25 protein-coding genes and 1 other annotated feature are annotated in these 19,857 nt (G+C 36.2%); of the genes, 3 read left to right on the top strand and 22 right to left on the bottom strand.

All coding sequences use genetic code 11. From position 1 onward, the window contains the following. From MOO47_RS06660 to MOO47_RS06600, 13 genes are all read right to left on the bottom strand, one after another. Positions 1-846: a bifunctional 5,10-methylenetetrahydrofolate dehydrogenase/5,10-methenyltetrahydrofolate cyclohydrolase gene (locus MOO47_RS06660; protein ID WP_249513562.1), complete on the bottom strand. Its 846-nt coding sequence runs from the start codon at positions 844-846 to the stop codon at positions 1-3. Positions 847-904: 58 nt separating this feature from the next. Next, a complete protein-coding gene (gene nusB, locus MOO47_RS06655; protein ID WP_249512674.1) occupies positions 905-1,318 on the bottom strand; it encodes a transcription antitermination factor NusB in 414 nt (137 codons plus the stop codon). Positions 1,319-1,334: 16 nt separating this feature from the next. After that, positions 1,335-1,751, bottom strand: a complete 417-nt coding sequence (locus MOO47_RS06650; RefSeq protein WP_249512673.1) for an Asp23/Gls24 family envelope stress response protein — start codon at positions 1,749-1,751, stop codon at positions 1,335-1,337. A 20-nt stretch (positions 1,752-1,771) separates the two neighbouring features. Continuing rightward, on the bottom strand, positions 1,772-2,335 hold the full coding sequence (gene efp / locus MOO47_RS06645) for an elongation factor P (RefSeq protein ID WP_249512672.1): 564 nt from the start codon (positions 2,333-2,335) through the stop codon (positions 1,772-1,774). Between the two features lie 113 nt (positions 2,336-2,448). After that, the gene (gene rpmA, locus MOO47_RS06640; protein WP_249512671.1) at positions 2,449-2,730 is read right to left on the bottom strand and encodes a 50S ribosomal protein L27; all 282 of its coding nucleotides are present in this window, start codon (positions 2,728-2,730) and stop codon (positions 2,449-2,451) included. 15 nt (positions 2,731-2,745) lie between these two features. Further along, positions 2,746-3,090 carry a ribosomal-processing cysteine protease Prp gene (locus tag MOO47_RS06635; RefSeq protein WP_249512670.1) on the bottom strand — a complete coding sequence of 115 codons (345 nt, stop codon included), beginning with the start codon at positions 3,088-3,090 and terminating at the stop codon, positions 2,746-2,748. Between the two features lie 2 nt (positions 3,091-3,092). Continuing rightward, a complete protein-coding gene (rplU, locus tag MOO47_RS06630) occupies positions 3,093-3,401 on the bottom strand; it encodes a 50S ribosomal protein L21 (RefSeq protein WP_249512669.1) in 309 nt (102 codons plus the stop codon). 8 nt (positions 3,402-3,409) lie between these two features. Further along, positions 3,410-3,477: a sequence feature (ribosomal protein L21 leader region), on the bottom strand. Between the two features lie 58 nt (positions 3,478-3,535). Beyond that, on the bottom strand, positions 3,536-3,772 hold the full coding sequence (locus tag MOO47_RS06625) for a hypothetical protein (protein WP_249512668.1): 237 nt from the start codon (positions 3,770-3,772) through the stop codon (positions 3,536-3,538). A 65-nt stretch (positions 3,773-3,837) separates the two neighbouring features. Continuing rightward, positions 3,838-4,023: a hypothetical protein gene (locus tag MOO47_RS06620; RefSeq protein ID WP_249512667.1), complete on the bottom strand. Its 186-nt coding sequence runs from the start codon at positions 4,021-4,023 to the stop codon at positions 3,838-3,840. Next, the gene (locus MOO47_RS06615; protein ID WP_249512666.1) at positions 4,007-4,681 is read right to left on the bottom strand and encodes an NAD(P)H-dependent oxidoreductase; all 675 of its coding nucleotides are present in this window, start codon (positions 4,679-4,681) and stop codon (positions 4,007-4,009) included. Before MOO47_RS06615 ends, MOO47_RS06620 begins: the two co-directional genes overlap by 17 nt. Positions 4,682-4,767: 86 nt before the next feature. Then, on the bottom strand, positions 4,768-4,965 hold the full coding sequence (locus MOO47_RS06610) for a CsbD family protein (RefSeq protein WP_396022030.1): 198 nt from the start codon (positions 4,963-4,965) through the stop codon (positions 4,768-4,770). A gap of 254 nt (positions 4,966-5,219) precedes the next feature. Further along, positions 5,220-6,596: a hypothetical protein gene (locus MOO47_RS06605; RefSeq protein WP_249512665.1), complete on the bottom strand. Its 1,377-nt coding sequence runs from the start codon at positions 6,594-6,596 to the stop codon at positions 5,220-5,222. A 97-nt stretch (positions 6,597-6,693) separates the two neighbouring features. Beyond that, a complete protein-coding gene (locus tag MOO47_RS06600; protein WP_249512664.1) occupies positions 6,694-6,939 on the bottom strand; it encodes a GlsB/YeaQ/YmgE family stress response membrane protein in 246 nt (81 codons plus the stop codon). A gap of 160 nt (positions 6,940-7,099) precedes the next feature. Here MOO47_RS06600 and MOO47_RS06595 point away from each other — a divergent pair, with 160 nt between their 5' ends. Continuing rightward, positions 7,100-9,514, top strand: a complete 2,415-nt coding sequence (locus MOO47_RS06595) for a Xaa-Pro dipeptidyl-peptidase (RefSeq protein ID WP_249512663.1) — start codon at positions 7,100-7,102, stop codon at positions 9,512-9,514. 31 nt (positions 9,515-9,545) lie between these two features. Then, positions 9,546-10,598, top strand: a complete 1,053-nt coding sequence (locus tag MOO47_RS06590) for a YdcF family protein (RefSeq protein ID WP_396022029.1) — start codon at positions 9,546-9,548, stop codon at positions 10,596-10,598. 31 nt (positions 10,599-10,629) lie between these two features. Here the strand turns inward: MOO47_RS06590 and MOO47_RS06585 are convergent, their stop codons facing one another. The 8 genes from MOO47_RS06585 to MOO47_RS06550 all read right to left on the bottom strand — a co-directional run bounded on the left by MOO47_RS06585 (position 10,630) and on the right by MOO47_RS06550 (position 17,444). Beyond that, complete coding sequence (locus tag MOO47_RS06585) at positions 10,630-11,058, bottom strand: PTS sugar transporter subunit IIA (RefSeq protein ID WP_249512661.1); 429 nt, start codon at positions 11,056-11,058, stop codon at positions 10,630-10,632. Between the two features lie 12 nt (positions 11,059-11,070). Next, positions 11,071-12,066 carry an SIS domain-containing protein gene (locus MOO47_RS06580; RefSeq protein ID WP_249512660.1) on the bottom strand — a complete coding sequence of 332 codons (996 nt, stop codon included), beginning with the start codon at positions 12,064-12,066 and terminating at the stop codon, positions 11,071-11,073. Positions 12,067-12,081: 15 nt separating this feature from the next. Continuing rightward, positions 12,082-13,152, bottom strand: coding sequence for an SIS domain-containing protein (locus MOO47_RS06575; protein ID WP_249512659.1), 1,071 nt, complete (start codon positions 13,150-13,152; stop codon positions 12,082-12,084). Positions 13,153-13,163: 11 nt separating this feature from the next. Then, a complete protein-coding gene (locus MOO47_RS06570) occupies positions 13,164-13,985 on the bottom strand; it encodes a PTS system mannose/fructose/sorbose family transporter subunit IID (RefSeq protein ID WP_249512658.1) in 822 nt (273 codons plus the stop codon). Further along, positions 13,966-14,778 carry a PTS mannose/fructose/sorbose/N-acetylgalactosamine transporter subunit IIC gene (locus tag MOO47_RS06565; protein ID WP_396022067.1) on the bottom strand — a complete coding sequence of 271 codons (813 nt, stop codon included), beginning with the start codon at positions 14,776-14,778 and terminating at the stop codon, positions 13,966-13,968. The genes MOO47_RS06570 and MOO47_RS06565 overlap by 20 nt, the downstream gene beginning before the upstream one ends. Positions 14,779-14,804: 26 nt before the next feature. Then, positions 14,805-15,272, bottom strand: coding sequence for a PTS sugar transporter subunit IIB (locus tag MOO47_RS06560; RefSeq protein ID WP_249512656.1), 468 nt, complete (start codon positions 15,270-15,272; stop codon positions 14,805-14,807). Positions 15,273-15,437: 165 nt separating this feature from the next. Next, the gene (locus MOO47_RS06555) at positions 15,438-16,868 is read right to left on the bottom strand and encodes an APC family permease (RefSeq protein WP_249512655.1); all 1,431 of its coding nucleotides are present in this window, start codon (positions 16,866-16,868) and stop codon (positions 15,438-15,440) included. A gap of 87 nt (positions 16,869-16,955) precedes the next feature. After that, positions 16,956-17,444 (bottom strand): GNAT family N-acetyltransferase, encoded by a 489-nt coding sequence (locus tag MOO47_RS06550; RefSeq protein ID WP_249512654.1) that lies wholly within the window; start codon positions 17,442-17,444, stop codon positions 16,956-16,958. An 82-nt stretch (positions 17,445-17,526) separates the two neighbouring features. Here MOO47_RS06550 and MOO47_RS06545 point away from each other — a divergent pair, with 82 nt between their 5' ends. Continuing rightward, positions 17,527-18,459, top strand: coding sequence for a glycosyltransferase family 2 protein (locus MOO47_RS06545; RefSeq protein ID WP_249512653.1), 933 nt, complete (start codon positions 17,527-17,529; stop codon positions 18,457-18,459). 39 nt (positions 18,460-18,498) lie between these two features. Here MOO47_RS06545 and MOO47_RS06540 read toward each other — a convergent pair whose 3' ends face one another. Further along, positions 18,499-19,839 carry a glucose-6-phosphate isomerase gene (locus MOO47_RS06540; protein ID WP_249512652.1) on the bottom strand — a complete coding sequence of 447 codons (1,341 nt, stop codon included), beginning with the start codon at positions 19,837-19,839 and terminating at the stop codon, positions 18,499-18,501. Positions 19,840-19,857 lie beyond the last annotated feature (18 nt).

Below are 19,857 nucleotides of genomic sequence, written 5' to 3'. Positions count from 1 at the left end.
TTACGCTCTTTTTTCTGCTAAAATAATTACTTGTTCCAAAAGACCAGTAATAGTCATTGGACCAACCCCGCCAGGAACCGGTGTCAACATAGAAGCCACTTGGCTGACACTACTAAAATCAACATCACCGACTAATTTACCAGTGACATCATGATTCATTCCCACGTCAATCACCACGGATTGCGGTTTAACATAGTCAGCAGTAATAAATTCAGCCTGGCCAATAGCAACAATTAAAATGTCCGCTTGTTTAGTAAGCGCAGCTAAATTAGGAGTTTTAGAATGAGCCATGGTCACTGTGGCGTCAGCATTCAATAATAAACCAGCCATGGGGCGACCAACAATATTACTTCGCCCCACCACGACCACATGTTTTTGCGCAACACTAATTTCGTATTGTTGCAATAAACGTATAATACCGCGTGGTGTGGCTGGAAAATTACCACTATTATTGGACCATAAGCGTCCGATATTATCAAAACTAAAACCATCGACATCTTTATCTACAGCAATCGCATTCATAACTTTTGCTGCATCAATTTGCGGTGGTACTGGCATTTGCACCATAATTCCATCAATTTCTGGATCATGATTCAATTTATTAATGAGTTGCAAAACAGCTGTCTGAGTAATATTTTCCGCCAAATGAAAAAGTTGATAATTAATCCCCACTTTTTGTGCACGACGTTTTTTATTACGTACATATACTTGGCTAGCAGAATCATTACCAATCAAAATAACTGCCAATCCTGGTGTAATTCCCATCAACTTGAGATCATTTATACGCTGGCTAAATTCTTGATCAGCTAATTGTGCCGCCTTTTTTCCATCTAATAAATCCACTATCTAATCACCTCTGATAAAAAGGTGCTGTAACATTATGTTTCAGCACCTTAATAACATCTTATTCAATTACTTCATTCACAAAATGAGACAAAATAGCATTCACAAATTTTTTAGAGGATGGGTCACTGTATTGATCAACCAATTGTAATGCCTCATTAATAGCTACTTTATTAGGAACAGCTGAACTATTTTGGATTTCGAACAATCCTAACCGCAAAATAACACTTTCAGCTCGACCAATTCGCTGCAAAGTCCACCCCTTTTTTAAATAAGGGGTGATCTGAGCATCTAAATTAGCTTGTTGTTCTTTGACACCAGTTATCAAAAATTGTAAATACTCGGGAATTTGTTCTTCGTCATATAAATCTAGAACTTGTCGTAAAGCTTCTTCTGAACTCATTTCGGGCATTGAACTTAATATGAATAACGCTTGAAATGCAACTTCACGCACATTATGTCTGTTTAAAGTCACTTGAATTCCACTTTTCCTAATTAATCTTCGTTGACATTTGCTGGGAACTGATTTTTTGAGCTACCAATCCCACAACATGAATATTAACATCTGCCAACTTCATATCGGTCATATATTCTAATTGTTGATTTAATTCTTTTTGCAAAGCTAAAGCTACTTTAGGTACTGAAACACCATATTCTAGATAAACATAAACATCAGCTGAAATTCGATCTTCACCATAAGAAACAACGACGCCCTTACCACGATTTTGGCGACCTAATAATGAGTTAATATTGTTTGCTAGAGTTCCGCGCATGCCATAAACACCCGCCACTTTAGAAGCTGCTGTTCCTAGTAAAACTTCTAATACATTGGTGGAGACACTAATTTCCCCTAAAGCACCATTATCTTGGTTTGCATCAATCGCTACATACTTATTATTAGTAGTCATCCTAAAGCTCCTTGCTAAATTTATTTGCTAGCGCGTGAACTATAACTGCCATCAGCGGTATTAATAGTTAATAAGTCGCCTTCGTTGACAAAAAACGGCACTTGTACTACTAGACCCGTTTCCATGGTTGCTGGCTTACTACCTCCAGAAGAAGTATCACCTTTAATACCTGGTTCTGTGGCAGCAACTTTTAAATCAACCACTTTAGGTACTTCAATCCCTAGAGTTTCCCCACCATGCATGATGATATTAACTTCCATATTTTCGGTTAAATAATTCAAAGCATCACCCATATTTTCACTAGGTAAAGACAATTGCTCATAAGTTGTCGTGTCCATAAAAACATAGCTGTCACCTTCAGCATATAAATATTGCATCTTATTATTATCAATCTGAGCTTGTTCAACTTTTTCTGTGGAGCGGAAAGTCTTGTCTTGAACTGCACCAGTACGTAAATTCTTTAATTTAGAACGTACAAAAGCGCCACCCTTACCAGGTTTGACATGTTGAAATTCAACAATACGCCACAAATCATTATTAACTTCGATGGTTAAACCATTTTTAAATTCATTAACTGAAATCATAATAAACTCCCTAATTCTAATAGTTATACTATATCAATTTATACTACTGAAAAGCAAGATAACACATTATTTTGAGTCTATAAAAAAAGCCGCTTGCGGCGGCTTTTAAAATATTAATCTTCTGTGATAACAGATACTTGTTTCTTACTACGACCCAAACGCTCAAATTTAACAACGCCGGCCTTTAAAGCAAACAAAGTATCATCACTACCACGACCAACATTGGCACCTGGATGAACCTTAGTTCCACGTTGACGATAAATAATCGTACCAGCCTTGATTTGTTGACCATCAGCACGTTTAGCACCTAAACGACGACCTGCTGAATCACGACCATTAGCAGTGGATCCGCCCCCCTTATGGTGAGCAAAGAATTGTAAATTCATTTTTAACATATTTTTGACCTCCAATCACGTTAATAATTCTATTTGGATAAAATCACTATAATTAGCAACAATTGATTTCATAATTTGATAACAACTATCCATCAAAGTTATCGCTGAATTCTGCTGCATTACATCAGTAATCTTGGGATAATCAACAGCACATTGCAAAAAACCACCATCAAGATCATTACTTGTAAAATGAGGGTTGACACCAGCCACTTCTTGTAACGAATTGATCGTGCCAATACTTACAACAGAAACAGCCGCACAGACAATATCTTGTCCATAAGGACCAGATTGTGCATGACCACTAATTTGATAGCTGGTAACATGCCCTGCACCGTTACAATGGAAAGTTGCCTTAATCATTATTAAACTTCAATCTTCTTAATTACTACTTTAGTATAAGGTTGACGATGACCCTTTTTAGTATGGGAATGTTTTTTAGGCTTGTACTTGAAAGTAACAACTTTCTTTTCACGACCTTGTTTTTCCACCGTACCAGTAACTTTTGCACCAGAAATTGTTGGTGTGCCGACAGTAATAGAACGGCTACCAACTAATAAGACTTTGTCGAAAGTAACTTCTTGACCTTCTTCAATATCCAACTTTTCTACAAACACCGGCTTATTTTCTTCAACTTTATATTGTTTGCCACCAGTTTCAATAATTGCGTACATGTGTACACCTCCATTCTTAGACTCGCCACGCTAGGCGCTTATGCTTAAACCTAGCCATGTGCGGTTGCAGCTGTGGATCACAATTACAACTGTTTCATCATACACAAAAAAAACAGTCTCGTCAACTCATTACGTTAGTCCACGAAACGATAGGAGACTAATTTTTTTAAATCAAATTGGCGCCCATTGTTATCAGTAAAAATACCATCTTTATCCCGTAATTGGCGTTTTAATCGGGCAATTGCCGTTTGATCATCGCTAGCAACATTAATCCGCAAAGTACTACCATCAGAAAAAGAAACCTGGGCGTAGATTAGCTTTTGTGGAGCTTTATTTTGTTTCAAGATAGACTTGAATGTTTTTTTCTTCATGAATACCTACCAGTCAATTAAAAATAAATATAATATTTATTAATTTTAGCATAATTAAGTTATTACTACCACTGATCATGATTCCACAGCCGACCATCAATTTCTGCTTCTAATTGTTCATTACGCTTGGCTTGTTGTTCAACAAGTGTGGCTAAGCCTTGCCAAAAAGCTCTTATTTCATATTGTGGCGCTTTTTTCTGTTGCGCTCTAATTTGATCCAAAAGCCATTGCGTATCATCCATTAACTTCATCTTCTCCTGCTTTAATCATTGCTAATATTGATAAATTATTTTCCAGTTCAGCTGTGGTCTGTTTCAGAGTGTTTTGAATCAAACTACTCTGTTCATCTCTAAAGGACAAGTCTTGCATTTTTTTTAAATACCATCGACTGCGCGTCTTCAAAGTATCTGGATAAGGTTGCACTAGATAGCGCTGATAGTCCATTAATAACTGCATTTGCTGAGTATCAGTCAAATATTGAAATTGGTAAATTGTCAAAGGATTGAGCCAATGCATATGTGCCTGGTGGGCTAAAGCTTGATAAGGTGCTAATAATTGCTCAACACTAAAACCTACTTTACTGCCACTGTGAAAATCTTTTTCTGGCAAACCAGTATTAACAACTATTCCCAGCTGTTTGTTTTTTAGCTTTTGTTGCACAAAATTAGTGGATAAAATCTGCTCTTGCCATTTTTTTAAAATTGCCGGAGCGCCATACCAATACAAAGGAAACTGCAAAATAATCCGCTCAGCTTCAACTAATAATTGCCTCTCAGTTGCTGGCGAAAATTCTTGTAACGGATCTAAGTAATGCCATTTAGCAGTCGTAAGTTTTGCACCTTGCTTTAAAAATTGTTGAGTCGGCGAATCAGCCAAGTTAGGATGAGCAACGATTACTAATGCATTCATATCACACCTCTTTTTCAAATAATAAGAGCTAAGACAATATTTATTTGTCTTAGCTCAATAAGTTTAACGTACTTATTTGTTAATGTTTAATTCTTTTTATGTTTATCCACTTCTTTGTTAATTTTACCAGCAACATCATCTTTAGCATCCTTAACCTTATCTTTAACGTCACCCCAAGATTGCTTGGCTTTACCCTTTAACTTTTCGGAATCATCATTTTTGATCTTACCTAATCCTTCATGAATCTTCCCAGTTAATTTATCTTTACTTCCATCAGCACTCATAATCAGACCTCCTCGTATTTATAACGTGATAATAAGATAATCGAAGCAAAAGATAAAGGAAAAGACACTACTAAAAATGAATTAGCCGATTATTATCAGGTACAATGATTTTAAGATTGCAACAAAATAGTTCCACCTTCTTAGCCTTAAAGGACAAGTCCACGTCTCTAGGGATCAATAGTTCTATATAAATTTAGTAGCCAATATTGTGATTGAAAAAATCAACGATAATAGAAAAGTCCCATAAAAACAATTTAGTGCACTTTTTCCTGCAAACGGTGCAACAATATTTTTCGATCAGTTGGTTGCTCCAACTTTAAATCTTTACTAAATTTACGCCATGTTTGATAATCCACTGGCACCACTTTACTCTTAGGATTCACAAATAAAGTCGTGAAATTATGATCGATACTATTATTGTTAGTCCATAACAAATCGGTATTGTGATAATTCAAAACATAAGTTTTAGGTTGATGCTGGTGCCACTGATAAACACTAAGGTCTCTAGCTAGTGTAAATGTTTGATGATAATCGCGGGCAACATTTACTAGTAACAATCCGCCAAATGTTAGTATCACTAATAACAAAGGACTCAAGAACAATTGGACTTTTGTTATCCAAGGCGCTAAATTCAAACCCAAAACTAATTCAAACAATAAAACAAAAATCAAAGCACAGCGCGGTCCATAAGGTGCCACGATTATAAATGGTAATTGACTAATTATGGCCATACTCAGCAAAACAAATGTCGTTATTTGTAAGGTAGGATTATTAAAATGCCAATTATTCCAAATTACGAAAGCCAATAGGAAAAATATTAACAAACAACTTAATAAAAAGCGCTGCTGGTGTAATACAGACATATTTTTTAAATAACTAATCAAAGTTTCATTTTGTTGCTGATTTAAACTACGATAACTATCTTTGCCCAAAAGTATTTTCCAATATGCCTCATTCATAAACATCAATATAGCACCTAAAAAATTACCAATTGCTATAGGACGCCAGCAATTTTTGACAAATGTTGGTACATAATGTTTCCGGAAAAAGAAAACCATTATTACGGCAAAACAATTCAATAAAGTGATGTGTTCTGCTAATAGCTGACTCAAAGTTGCGATTATTAACAATAACCACCAATAACGATGCGACCAAACTTTAGAACTATTTTGCGCCTGCAAAGTTAATAATAAGTAAAACAAGGGAAAAATTAGCGACGGTAAATAGTTCGCAAAACCAGCATGCCAACCCCATATTTGTTGAAAAATACTGCGTGGCAAGAATAATAGAAAACACGAATTGACTAATAAGACTAATTGCCAGCTAATTTTTGGGAAAATGGTCAATACAATTTTACTCAGCAAATAAACAAGCACAACAGCACAAGCACCATACATAACAAAACTAAAATACGGAGAATGACTCAACAAAATAATCAATAAATCGCCTAAATAACGTCCATCATAATGCAAAAAAGTGCCATTAAAAAAATAATGGACTCCCCAAGAACTCCACCAGTTCAGATCATCGCCGACCAAAGGCATTAAATAACCCAGCGAACCAAATAATAGAAAATCTAAAATAAAAATAAGAATAGTTATTTTAGAAAATTTTTTCCACCTTAATTGCATAACCACGCTCCAAATACATTAATCTTGCTTTTATTATAACTGGACACCAATAAAAAAGAACAACTTCTTAGTTTAAGTTGTTCCTATAGATTACTATTTAGTTTAACTTATTAATAATAAACGACACAATTAAGACCAAAATAATTGCACCGATAATTGATGGAATCAAGGCCATTCCTGCAATTTGCGGTCCCCAACTACCTAAAATAGCTTCACCTAATGCTGAACCAACTAGTCCTGCAATAATATTGCTAACCCAGCCCATTGATGCACTCTTTTTAGTCAAGGCACCAGCAATCAAACCGATAATAGCGCCCACAATCAATACCCATAGCCAATGCATAAATACCACTCCCTTATAATTTTTACTATACGAAATTTTTCCCGTCAATTATAATATTTTGCTCAACATGTCTAACCAACATTTGCTACAATGTTGACAAAGATTAATCTCATCAACATTATATGTACCCTCATCCAAATATTAAAGGGAGCCTTATATTATGAAAATAAATCAATTTGCCAAACAAAAGCTTTCCTATGAACAAGAGATTGCCGAATTGAAAGCGATCAAATTCATTAATACTGAAATATTGCAACAAACACCAACACAAGCTTTTTACACTTTATTGCAACAAAGCTTTCCAGAATGCCACACAACTACTGCGAAAAATACGAAAATCGCTGCACTTTTAGCGACTCCTGCGCAAAACGCTTATGACTACTTGCAAACAAAACAAATTACGGTCAATGCTTTTTATAATATATATTTTCAATTGCTAGGTCTGAAAGTAGGAATTGATTTCGATCCTGAACACCCGCTAGCTTTAAAAAGCTCAATCAATTATCCCGTTTTTCCTAATAACATTTTGCAAACTGCAGATATTTTGCACGGCTGGTATCAATTATTAATCACCCATACTGTCCATGGGCAAACCTTTTTGGACGAATTGGCTTCACGCGGTTATTTCCAAAAATTAATTGCCAACAAGCAAATTTCCCAACCCTTATTTTTCAACGGAAAAGCCCAAGCCGTTTTTGACACAACTAAATTAATTCATGAAGTTGTTTATGTAGAATCCAACTTAGATAGCGATCACGATGGTCAACTTGATTTATTAAAGGCTGAAGTAATCCGCCCAGTAGAAACAAATACCGGGCTCAAAGTACCGGTGTTATATACTGCTTCACCGTACAATCAAGGCACCAATGATGAAATTGGACAAAAATTAACACATAATGTTAACCAACTATTAGCACCAAAAACACCTTGCGATAATACTGTCACCCAATCTGCAAAGGCTAATTTAGTTTCTGACATTCAAACAAGAACCATACAATCAGAAACTACTGTTGCAGAAGAAACTTTTGGTTCCAACTTCACTTACAGCTTAAATGATTATTTCTTGGCACGCGGTTTTGCCGTTGTCTATGCTGCTGGAATTGGCACGAAGGACTCCGATGGTTTGCGTACTTGTGGCGACGATCAGGAAACTATGTCGACTATTGCTATCATTGAGTGGCTTAATGGTACGCGAACAGCTTTCACCAATCGAACAGATAATATCGCTATCAAAGCTTGGTGGTGCAACCAAAATATTGCAATGACCGGCAAATCTTATTTGGGTACTTTGGCAATAGCAGCGGCAACCACCGGCGTAACGGGACTTAAAACGATTATTGCTGAAGCTGGTATTTCTAGTTGGTATGATTACTACCGCGAACATGGATTAGTCGTAGCACCGGGTGGTTTTCCTGGTGAAGATGCGGATGTTTTAGCAGCAGAAACTTTTTCCAGACAACAGCAAGCAGGCAATTATCTGACTGTCAAAAAAACTTGGCAACAGCAATTGCAAAGGATTCAAAAGCAACAAGATCGCACTAGCGGTGACTATAACAATTTTTGGGATGAACGTAATTATCGCCACAATGTCGCTGAAATTAAAGCTGATTTAATCTTAGTACACGGTTTAAATGATTGGAATGTTAAACCAAAAAATGCTTTCAAATTATGGCAAGCATTAGATTCAAATAACATTTCCAAAAAGTTGATTTTGCATCAAGGGCCACATATTTATATCAATAATTTTCGTTCTTTAGATTTTACTGATATGATGAATTTATGGCTGTCAAACAAATTGTACGGTATAGCTAATCAGGCTGAACAAATTTTGCCAGACGTCTTAATTCAAGACAACACCAAGCCTGAAACATGGCTTAAATATACTGATTGGGGAAATAATGCCAATAAAAAATCCACTTTCTTCTTAGCACCAAATAAACTGACTCCTACGTCGACTTCTACTAAAACAGTAACTTTTTCAGATCAACTATCGCCAAAAATATTTAAAAACTATACTAAGAATTTCAAACAGTGGCGAGAAGATCTAGTAGCAACTCAAAGTAACAATTTGGACAACAATCGATTAATTTTTCAAAGTAATCCTTTATCAGAACCGCTCATCATCGACGGTCGCCCCATAGTCAAATTGCGTGTGGCTAGTAGCCAAAATGTTGGTTTAATCAGTATTCGCTTAATTGATTATGGGCGAGATTTTCGGTTACAACAATTACCTACAATCTTGGAAACCCAGGCTTTTGATCTCGGATTCCATTATCAAAAAGAAACTTTAAAAGATTATCAATTAGCTACTGAACCAACGAATTCACAACTAATTTCTTTTGCCCATCTTAATTTGCAAAATCGAGAAAAATTGACCAAAGTTCAGACAATCACACCTGAGCAATTTTATGATGTTAAAATACCCCTGCAACCGACACACTATCAAATCAAAACTGGACACCAACTAGGATTGATTGTCTATGCGACAGATATGGAAATGACAATCCGCGCCAATCAAAACATTTTGTACTCGCTAACGTTAAGTAATTGTTCTTTGACCATTCCCCATTTATAATAAACGCAGAAATAACGAGGGGATGGCTTTTTTGAATATATCTTATATTATTTGGTTATGGATTAGTGTGCTAGTAATCTTTATAATTTTAGCCATTAGCTTTCACCAGAATAAATTTCGACTCATCAATGGTGCTTTAGTCAATTTATTATTAGCCATCACCGCAGTCGCTGGTATTTTAACAGTGGAAGCTAGTAAAATTCAGTGGCTGTATCAATTAGTTTATTGGATACTAGTAATAATATCCGTGCCAATTTTAGTGTTATATTCCTCACTAGGCTTATTATTACTTTGGAACGCTAGCATCGTGTGGCGCAGAGAAAGCCATTCACTAACTAATGAATTAACTTTACTATTAGGCTTGGGTGTTTTACTGTTACCAATGCTTCGTTTAATTTCTAAAAAATTATTTCCCGATTTGGGACTTAATTTATACACCCATCTACTTTTACCAATTATTTTTTATGTTCTTTTTTGGCTATTGGCTTTTATAACTTCTTTTTTAATTACTCGGCTATATAAACCTAAATATAATCAAGAATATATTATCGTCTTAGGTGCAGGGTTGTTAAATGGTACTGAAATTTCACCCTTGTTGGCTTCTCGTCTGGACATAGCTTTAGAATTTGCAAATAAGCAAATACAAAAAAATGGATATTCGCCAATCATTATCTGTTCTGGCGGACAAGGGTCTGACGAATCTTTGCCGGAAGGGCAAGCAATGCGTGCTTATTTATTGGAACATAGTTCTTTACCACAACAAGTTTATAGTGAAACGCGCTCCAAAAACACTTATGAAAATTTTAAATTCTCAAAAGCTATTTTAGAAAAATTACACCTGAATTTGCAGCAAGGCATTTTTGCTACTAGTGATTACCATACTTTCCGTGCTGCCAGCTATGCGCGTTCTGTCGGTCTATTTATCAACGGTATTGGTGCACAAACTAGTAAATTCTTTATTCCAAACGCTTTTTTGCGCGAATATGTGGCTTTATTAGCCAATCATAAAAAATTCCATGTTATTTGCCTTAGCTTTATTTTATTAGTTTCTATCTTTGATTTATTCGCTTTATTAACACAATAAAAAAGCTTGTCTATTAGATAAGCTTTTTTATTTAAAATTCTTCGTCTTCGGAAATCTCATCATTGACTAATATTTTTTGATCAAAAGATTGTATCCCTGCAATACCTTGATCCACGGCTGTTGCTGACAAGTCTTCTTCTTCCATATGTTCTCGTTGCAGAAAAATTTGCAACAGCATTGGAATATTTGCACCAGTAATAATTTTCAAATTAGGAAATTGGGTCAGCAAACTAGTCAACACATTGAAAGGCGTACCTCCTTTGATATCAACAACTGCTAGTACTTTTTGCTCGCTAAACTTCTGTAATTCAGTCACAACCTGTTGTTTAAATTGTTCAACAGATGCTCCCGTTTTAAAAGTCAACGCTACACACTTTGATTGAACGCCACAAATCATTTGTGCTGTATCTAATAAACCAGTTGCCAAAGATCCATGGCTACAAATTAATACAGGAGTCATTATTTTTACCTCCTAATATTTGAGCTGTCGATAATAGCGACGAATATCCATCGGATGACGATTAATATGCTCAACATAAGCATCAATACGATTATTAATCTCATGAAATACAAATGGCGATATTAGACCACGATATTGGAGTGAAATGCCCAACAAATCATAATCTTTCGTATCAATAATCGTATAATTACCACAAATTTGTGGCAAAAACTTAGCTACTCGTTCACTCAAAGAACGTTGCATATCTTCGCCAACATAAACTGTCACCGGTGTATCACGATCAATAACTTCTAAAGTGCCATGGAAAAATTCTGCCGCTTCAATTGATTTACTACGCAACCAATGTTGTTCTTCCCAGTAACACATCGCATAAGAATAAGTTGCCCCCCACTGATTACCGGCACCGACAAAATAGTGCATAGAATCTTCGTGATGCTTAGCCGCAAATTCTTTAGCAAAACTGTCCGCTTTTTTAGCGACCTCCACAATAGCTTGGGCAAAATTTTGATCCATTTCTTGGTAAAAGTTATCATAATCCGCAAATTCACCCGCTAAATACATCAAACGATCAGCCACCATGAAAAATTTCAACTGCTCATTTTCCGGGTATGATACGACATAATTAGCTAACTTACTTAATGGTGAGTCAGCAATATCCAAGAAAGCTAAAATAGTTGCGCCCGTAGTAGCAGCTCTTTTGACTGCTTCTACCATTTCTTGTGTAGAACCTGTCACAGAAGAAATAATAATCAGCGTTTGTTTGGTGATGCGTTTATTGCCAGTCACAACATATTCAGCAGCATTTTGCACAAAAGTTTCCAAAGCAGACTTTTCTTTCATATGCGCCACAGCTTGCATAGCAGAAGCGTAAGTGCCACCGATTCCTAACCAACAAATATTTTGATAATTATTAGCATGAATTTTATCAATAATTTCATTAATTTGTGAACGCAAGTGCAAAGCACCGTTCATACTAGACAATTCTTTTTCTTCGTTAAATTTTCTCATTATAAATATCCCCCATCATATTTTAGAAGCTGTAATTTGGTCAAAATCCGGATATGCAGAAACTGTTAAATCAATTCCCGCTGCTTGCGAAAGTTGGGCAGCCAGCAAATGGATCGGAATAGTCATAAATAATGCTGCTAAAAGTTCATCGCAAGAAACTTGTAATTGCAAATCCATAGCTTCTGCTAAAGCACTTTGATTAGCATAAATGATGCTAACTTGAGACACATAAGGCTGTAAAAATTGTTGTAATTTTTGTTGTCGTGCTTGTAATTTACCTTGCGGATCAATAAAAATAATACAATCTGTCTTGGCTAACCCGATATAAGGACCATGCATATATTCTTCTAATTCTTTGCCACTAGCAGTAACGCGCACAGTTTCAGTTATCTTCGTTTCACCTTCACGCGCAATTCCATAAGTAGCACCATAGCCAATAAAAATAAAACGTTGTGCCCGTTGAAATTCTGATATACAATTTTCAACCCAACTAGTGGAGCGTTTTATAACTTGTGGCATTTGCTCAATAATTTGTTGAATCGCTTGATAATACTGATCATATTTGGACGACCCTATAGTTTGTTGCTGTAAACCAAGTTGCATTGCTAGCAAAACCAAATCTAAAATTGTCACACTGTAGCCAGCACTAACATAAGGCATCTGCTCATGTTCCATACACATCGACCAAACATGATTGCTAACTTTACTTAAAGGACTAGTTAAATCACTTGTCAAAACCCAAACCATTTGACCTAGCTGCTGTAATTTTTGCACTAGATGAATAACTGAATAGCTGTGACCGCCTTGTGAAATAGCAATATACAAAGTTTGTGGCCGATTATGCACCAAATAATTAGCTGCTAAAGATGGCTCCTCAACATGAATCGGACAATTTAACACTTGACTCATAAATGGAACTGCCGCATAAGAAGCGTTCGCACTAGAGCCAGTGGCAAACAAAACCACTTCATCAACTGGTCGCTCTTTAAGAGCTGCCAATAAAGGTTGTAAAGCTGTTGATTGTTGTTTTAAAGCTTTTTCATAAAAATCAGGTTCTAAATTGACGTAATCAGTAATGCTCTTCATTTATTTCCTCCTCAACCCAAAATTCCTAATCCTGCACCGGCAATGCCAATACCAGCAATTAATAGCAAAATCCACTGTGCTTTCCAGCCCTTTTTATCTAGCCAATAAATAAATAAGGTGAATAGTAATGGCAATATTTTGGGAACGATCCCATCAAAAATACCTTGCAATGATGTTGCATCACTGCCACTACCAATTTTGAATGGCATTTTAACAGTTACCATGGTAGCAACCATTGCTCCTACTACAGCCAGTCCTAAAACTGATGCACCGTAAGATAACTTATCCATCAAGCCCGTTTTTTGAATTTTTTCAACAAAAGAAGAGCCAATATTATAACCAATCCACAGTCCATAATAACGCGCTAAAATCGCTGGTACATTGAAAATTAATAAAAACAGTAGTGGTCCTAGAATATTACCCTGCAGCGCCAGTGATGTGCCAATTCCCGTAGCAATGACTCGCAATGTTCCCCAGAAAAAAGAATCACCAATACCGCTCAACGGTCCCATTAAAGCAACTTTAATATCGTTAATTGTAGCAACATCAAAATCATCATTCAAAGCATTTTGTTCTTCCATAGCAATGGAAATTCCTAGGGGGAAAGTAACTAACCACGGTGTCACATTGAAAAATTCTAGATGGCGCTGATACGCTTTAATCAGTTGATCTTTTTGATGGTGATAAATTTTTTGTAACGCTGGTACCATAGAATAGGCATAGCCAAGATTCATTTGTCGTTCATAGTTCCAAGCCCACTCAGCAGTAAAAGAACGCCAAAAAGTTGCTAATAAATCTTTACGGGTCAATAACTTAGAATTCCTCATCTTCATAATCAATATCCTCCTTAGCGGCAGCATTGTCGTCATTTGATGTTTGTGTTACAACTTTTTTACCGTGAAAAGACGAATATCCCGTCAAAATTAAAGCCAGGCAAGCACCTAAAATTGCCACACCTGTTACGGGTACTTTCATGTAGACCGCTATTGCAAAGCCCAAAATAAAAAACGTAGCGTTGTTTTTATTAATCATTATTTTCATTAACATGGCGAAACCAAAGGCTGGTAATAAACCGGTAGCTACTTGCAATCCCTTGATAATAAAGGCAGGAATAACGGCTAGCAAAGCTTTCACCGCACTACTACCGAATAAATATGATAAACCTACAACTAATCCGATAGGTAAATTAACTGCCAAAAAACCGCCTAAAAGATTCATACGCCCCATTTTTTTGCCATCACCTTGTGCTGCATATGCATCAGCCTTGTGAACAAAATAAGGCAAGATAAAAATAAAACACAAATTCTTAACTATTAGGACTAATGAAGCAATGGGAATGCCTAAAGTAAGTGCTACCGCAGTACTATTATGCTGTCCAATAGCAAAAGCAGTGCCTAAAACACTACCGGAAATTATTTCCGGGGGAATAGAAGCTCCAATGGAAAACGAACCTACAAATGCTAATTCTAAGCTTGCCCCAATGATAATTCCTTGGCGAACATTGCCTAAAGCTAAACCTGTCAAAGTACACATAACTAAAGGACGCGATAACATAGAAGATCCTAAAAAATATTCTCCATTACCTAACATTGCAATTAACGCCAATATAATAGACGTAAAAATCAAAGAACCCATTCAAATCCCCCCTTAAGCTATGCTTTGAAAACCTGCCTTGTCTCACTAGGAACTTGCTGTATATAAACTTGCACTCCTAAATTTTGTAAATCTGTCAGCTGTTGAACTTCTTGTTCACTAAGATTAATTGTTTTAGCATAACTTTTAGTATTAGCGCGCGGTTTCGTCCCTCCTAAATTCAAATCTGTAATAAGACCCTCTGTTCCTTGAATCAATCGTTTGGCATCTGCCACATTTTCTACAACCACTAGCATGTCATATTTATCAGTAATTCCTGAATTAATGGAAGCAATACTATCTGCAACCGATTTCATAACTAATTTGGCATGCTCCGGCTTAGCCAAGCGAATAGCAGACTTACGTAATTCATCGCCAGCCACCGCATCATTAACGATTAGAATAGTATTGGCACCCAAGGTATTGAACCATGACACCGCAACTTGCCCATGTAATAAGCGATGATCGACCCTCACTAGTTTAATCATAATACAACCCCCAAAAATTAAATTTTATAAAAAAATATACTACAATTAAAATACCAAATTTAGATCTCATATAGCAACTAATATCACGATAAAATTAATGATATTTTTTAATCTATGTTCACTAATCCAAAATAAAAACCCATCATGAAATGATGAGTTTTATAATTATTTTTTATTTAAAAATGAATGGCTGATACCATAACCAAAATAAATTAATAAACCGATGACAAACCAAACTAAAGAATAAATTTTAGCATTACGACTTAAGCCTAAAAATACCAATAAGGAACCCAAAAATCCTAGCAAAGGTAACACAGGATAAAATGGCATTTTAAAACCCGGTTCAGCGATATCTTTTCCTTCACGCTTACGTAAACCATAAATACCCAAAGTCACAAACATAAAAGCGATTAGCGTTCCAGCCGAAATCAATTGTGCTAAAGTTCCGAATGGAAAAATAGCCCCAATCACAACTGCACCCAATGTCAAAATGAGCAAAGCACGATTTGGTCTTTGAGCATGATCCAATTTGCCCAGCCAGCGTGGTAACAGACCATCACGCCCAAAAGAATAAATTAAGCGTGAGCCCGCCAGCATCATACCGATCAAAGCGGTAAACATTCCTAACACTGCTACTGCTTGAACTACCACTGCAACTGTTTCATGATTACTTTGTCGCAAAGCCCAGCCTACTGGTTCAGCGTTGTTGGCATAAGCTGTATATTTAAACATACCCACCAAAACTAACGCCACAGCCACAAATAAAGTTACCGCAATAATCAAAGAACCTAAAATACCACGAGGCATCGTCTTTTGTGGATCCTTAGCTTCAGCAGAATTAGCAGCAATCGAGTCAAACCCTACATAGGACAGAAAAATCATTGACACTCCGGTATAAACACCTTGCCAACCGCCAAAGGCACTGCCATCGGGATTAGCATGATACTTGGGAATAAAAGGAAAGTAATTCCGTACATGAATAGCTGTGGCACCAACAGCGATAAATACTAAAATAGCCAAAACTTTGGCAACTACCAAAATATTTTCAACTCGTGAGGCTTTGGAAACACCCATTGATAATAACGCAGCTGCTAATAAAATAACTACTGCCGCAGTAATATCAATAATTCCGCCATCAGTACCAAAAGCGTTGGCTAAAGATTTTGGCAGTTGCAATCCTAAAGGTGAAATCAACCCTCTGAAATTAGCAGAAAATCCCGCCCCAACGAAAGCTACCGCAATAAAATACTCAGCTAATAATGCCCAGCCGGCAATCCAACCAAAAAATTCACCAAAGATGATATTAATCCATGAATATGCCGACCCAGCAAAGGGCATCGCTGAAGCCATTTCTGCATAAGCAAAAGCTACTAAACCAGCAACAATTGCCGCACCAATAAAAGATAAAATCACTGCTGGTCCAGCATGTTTAGCCGCCACATCTCCCGGTAAAGTAAAAATCGTCGCTGAAACAATTGTTCCTACTCCTAGTGCTAAAAAATCTTTAGTTGTTAAGGTTCTTTTTAAATGAGCGTCCTTAGTTGCATAAATACTAGGGTCTTCTTTACGCAACATTTTTGTTTTGATATTTTCCATAGTCTCATCACATTCATTTCTATTGTCAATTTAATTTTAATTGGTATTTTCTAACATAGAATTCACAAAGTCAATAGTTTTTACAAGTCAAATTCTCCTAATCATCGTAATGTCTGTCATTTTAAAACCAGCTTTTTGGTAGATATGCATAGCTTGAGTATTTTTACCAAAAACATGTAAGCCAACTTGTTGATATCCAAGCTTTTTAACTTGTATCATTGCTAATTTTAGTGCCACTTCTGATAAGCCTTGTCCTTGATATGCTGGCAAAATAGTAAAATCATTGATGAATAAATATGGTCGTGCAGGATTATCACCATCAACAACTTCTGTCAACCACAAATAGCCACATAAACTACCTGCTACCAATTTAATAGTATATAAAAAATTGTTATAAGTTTCCAAGCCTTGTGGCAATAGCAATGTAAATTCATCTGTCGCTCTTTGTAAAGACTCTTTTTCAGACCATAACTTATTAGCTACTTTTTGTTTGGCATATTCTTTAATTTGTGATTGCCAAAAAGCTGAAAATTCCACTTCAGTCATTGGTAGCAATTTTAGTTGTGAATCTTTCAATGATTCTTCCCTCTTTACTCTAGCTAAATATTATATTTCAAGTTATGATTATTTTATCAAAGATGAGGGGGATTTTGCTTCGATGACTAAAAAAATAAGCATTATTGTACCGTGCTACAACGAGGAAAAAACTGTCGATATTTTTTATAAAGCTATTTGCGAAACTTTTAAAAAAATACCTAATTACCAACCCACAATTATTTTTGTGAATGATGGTTCAATTGATCAAACTTTACCTAAGTTGCGTAAATTAGTTCAACAACCAGAAATTGAAAGTCATTACTTATCTTTTTCGCGCCAATTTGGAAAAGAGGCAGGAATCTATGCAGGACTGAAAAATGCCACTGGTGAGCTCGTAACGATTATGGATGCCGACTTGCAGGATCCACCAGAAATGCTTATTGAAATGGTCCACTTATTGGAAACTACTGATTATGATTGCATCGGTACGGCAAGGGAAAATCGAAAGGGTGAACCACCAATACGTTCTTTTTTTTCGAACATGTTTTACAAATTAATCAACAAAATTTCGGATACCCAAATTGTTCCAGGAGCACGAGATTTTCGTTTAATGCGCCGCAATATGGTAGATGCAATTTTAGAATTGACCGAATATAATCGTTTCTCTAAAGGGATTTTTTCTTGGGTAGGTTTCAAAACGAAATATTTACCTTACAAAAATGTGGAACGTGTGGCCGGCACTAGTAGTTGGAATTTTTGGGGATTATTCAAATATTCAATTGAAGGAATCACTGACTTTTCGACGGTACCCCTAATTGTAGCAGTGTGGCTCGGATTATTAGTGATGGTTATCGCCTTTTTAGCTTTGATGTACATCGTACTTAGTGCTTTAATTTCTGGCAATCCAACTCGCGGATGGTCATCAACAATCTCCATTATTTTATTTTTAGGCGGCATGCAACTATTTTTCCTTGGAATTATCGGTAATTATATTGGTAAAATATTTTTAGAAGTTAAACAGCGTCCACTTTATATTATTAAAGAAAAAAAATAAAAATGCCTCGAAGGCATTTTTATTTTACATAAGCTTTATTTAAAGTCGTTCATTTAACTCTTGACCGAGTTCTTCATAACCGGGACGTCCTAATAAAGCAAACATGTTCTTTTTATAAGCTTCCACACCTGGTTGATTAAAAGGATTAATACCATTTAGATAGCCAGAAATAGCGACCGCTAATTCAAAGAAATAAATCAAATAGCCTAAAGTAAATTCATCTTGTTTTGGAATAGTAATACTCATCACGGGCACACCACCGTCTGTATGTGCCAAAACGACACCTTCATAAGCTTTTTTATTTACATAATCCATCGACTTACCTTCTAAATACTGCAAGCCATCCAGATTATCAGCTTCTTTAGGAATTTGAATGTCCTGACGTGGCTGATCAATCATAATAACAGTTTCCATAAGATTGCGCCGACCTTCTTGAATATATTGTCCTAAGGAATGCAAATCTGTTGAAAAATTGGCGGAAGCTGGAAAAATACCTTTTTGGTCTTTGCCTTCCGATTCTCCCATCAATTGTTTCCACCACTCACCAAAATATTGCAAGTTTGGTTCATAATTCTCCAATAACTCTGTCGTGTAGCCCTTACGATATAAAATATTCCGCAAAACAGCGTATTTGTAAGCATCATTATGTTCTAGATCACTGGATTGATACTCACTACGAGCGGCTCTTGCCCCCGCCATTAACTGATCAATATCAATACCCGCTACTGCAATTGGCAATAATCCCACAGCTGACAAAACAGAAAAACGACCACCAATATCATCAGGTACTACAAATTCGGCATATCCTTGTGCATCTGCTTCCTGTTTTAAAGCACCCTTGGCCCGATCTGTCGTGGCATAAATGCGTTTTTTAGCTTCATCCTCACCATATTTTTCAACTAACTTAGCTTTTAAAACTCGAAAGGCAATTGATGGCTCAGTTGTTGTTCCAGATTTAGAAATCACATTAATACTGAAATCACGATCGCCAATCACTGCTAACAAATCAGCTAAATAATTAGGACTAATCGAATTACCGCAGAAATAAACTTCCGGCACTGAACGTTCATTGTTGATATTGTAAAAACTACTGCTCAAAAAATCAATTGCTGCTCTGGCACCTAAGTAGGAACCACCAATTCCGATACCAATGAAAATTTCTGAATCACTTTGAATTTGCTTAGCAGCTGTTTTAATACGCGCAAATTCAGCCTTATCATAATCAACTGGTAAATCTAAAAAACCGCGGAAATCATTTCCTGCACCAGTGCCTTTAAATAGTTCTTGACTAGCAGCATCAACTAATGCCTGCATTTCGGACAATTCATTATCATGAACGAATTTACCCAATTTAGAAGAATCAAATGTAATATGTGCCATAGTTACCCCCTGAAAATT

Source organism: Bombilactobacillus thymidiniphilus (assembly GCF_023380245.1).
Taxonomy (GTDB): domain Bacteria; phylum Bacillota; class Bacilli; order Lactobacillales; family Lactobacillaceae; genus Bombilactobacillus; species Bombilactobacillus thymidiniphilus.
The sequence above is the reverse complement of the archived record's forward strand: the minus strand, read 5'-3'. Positions and strand labels throughout refer to the sequence as shown.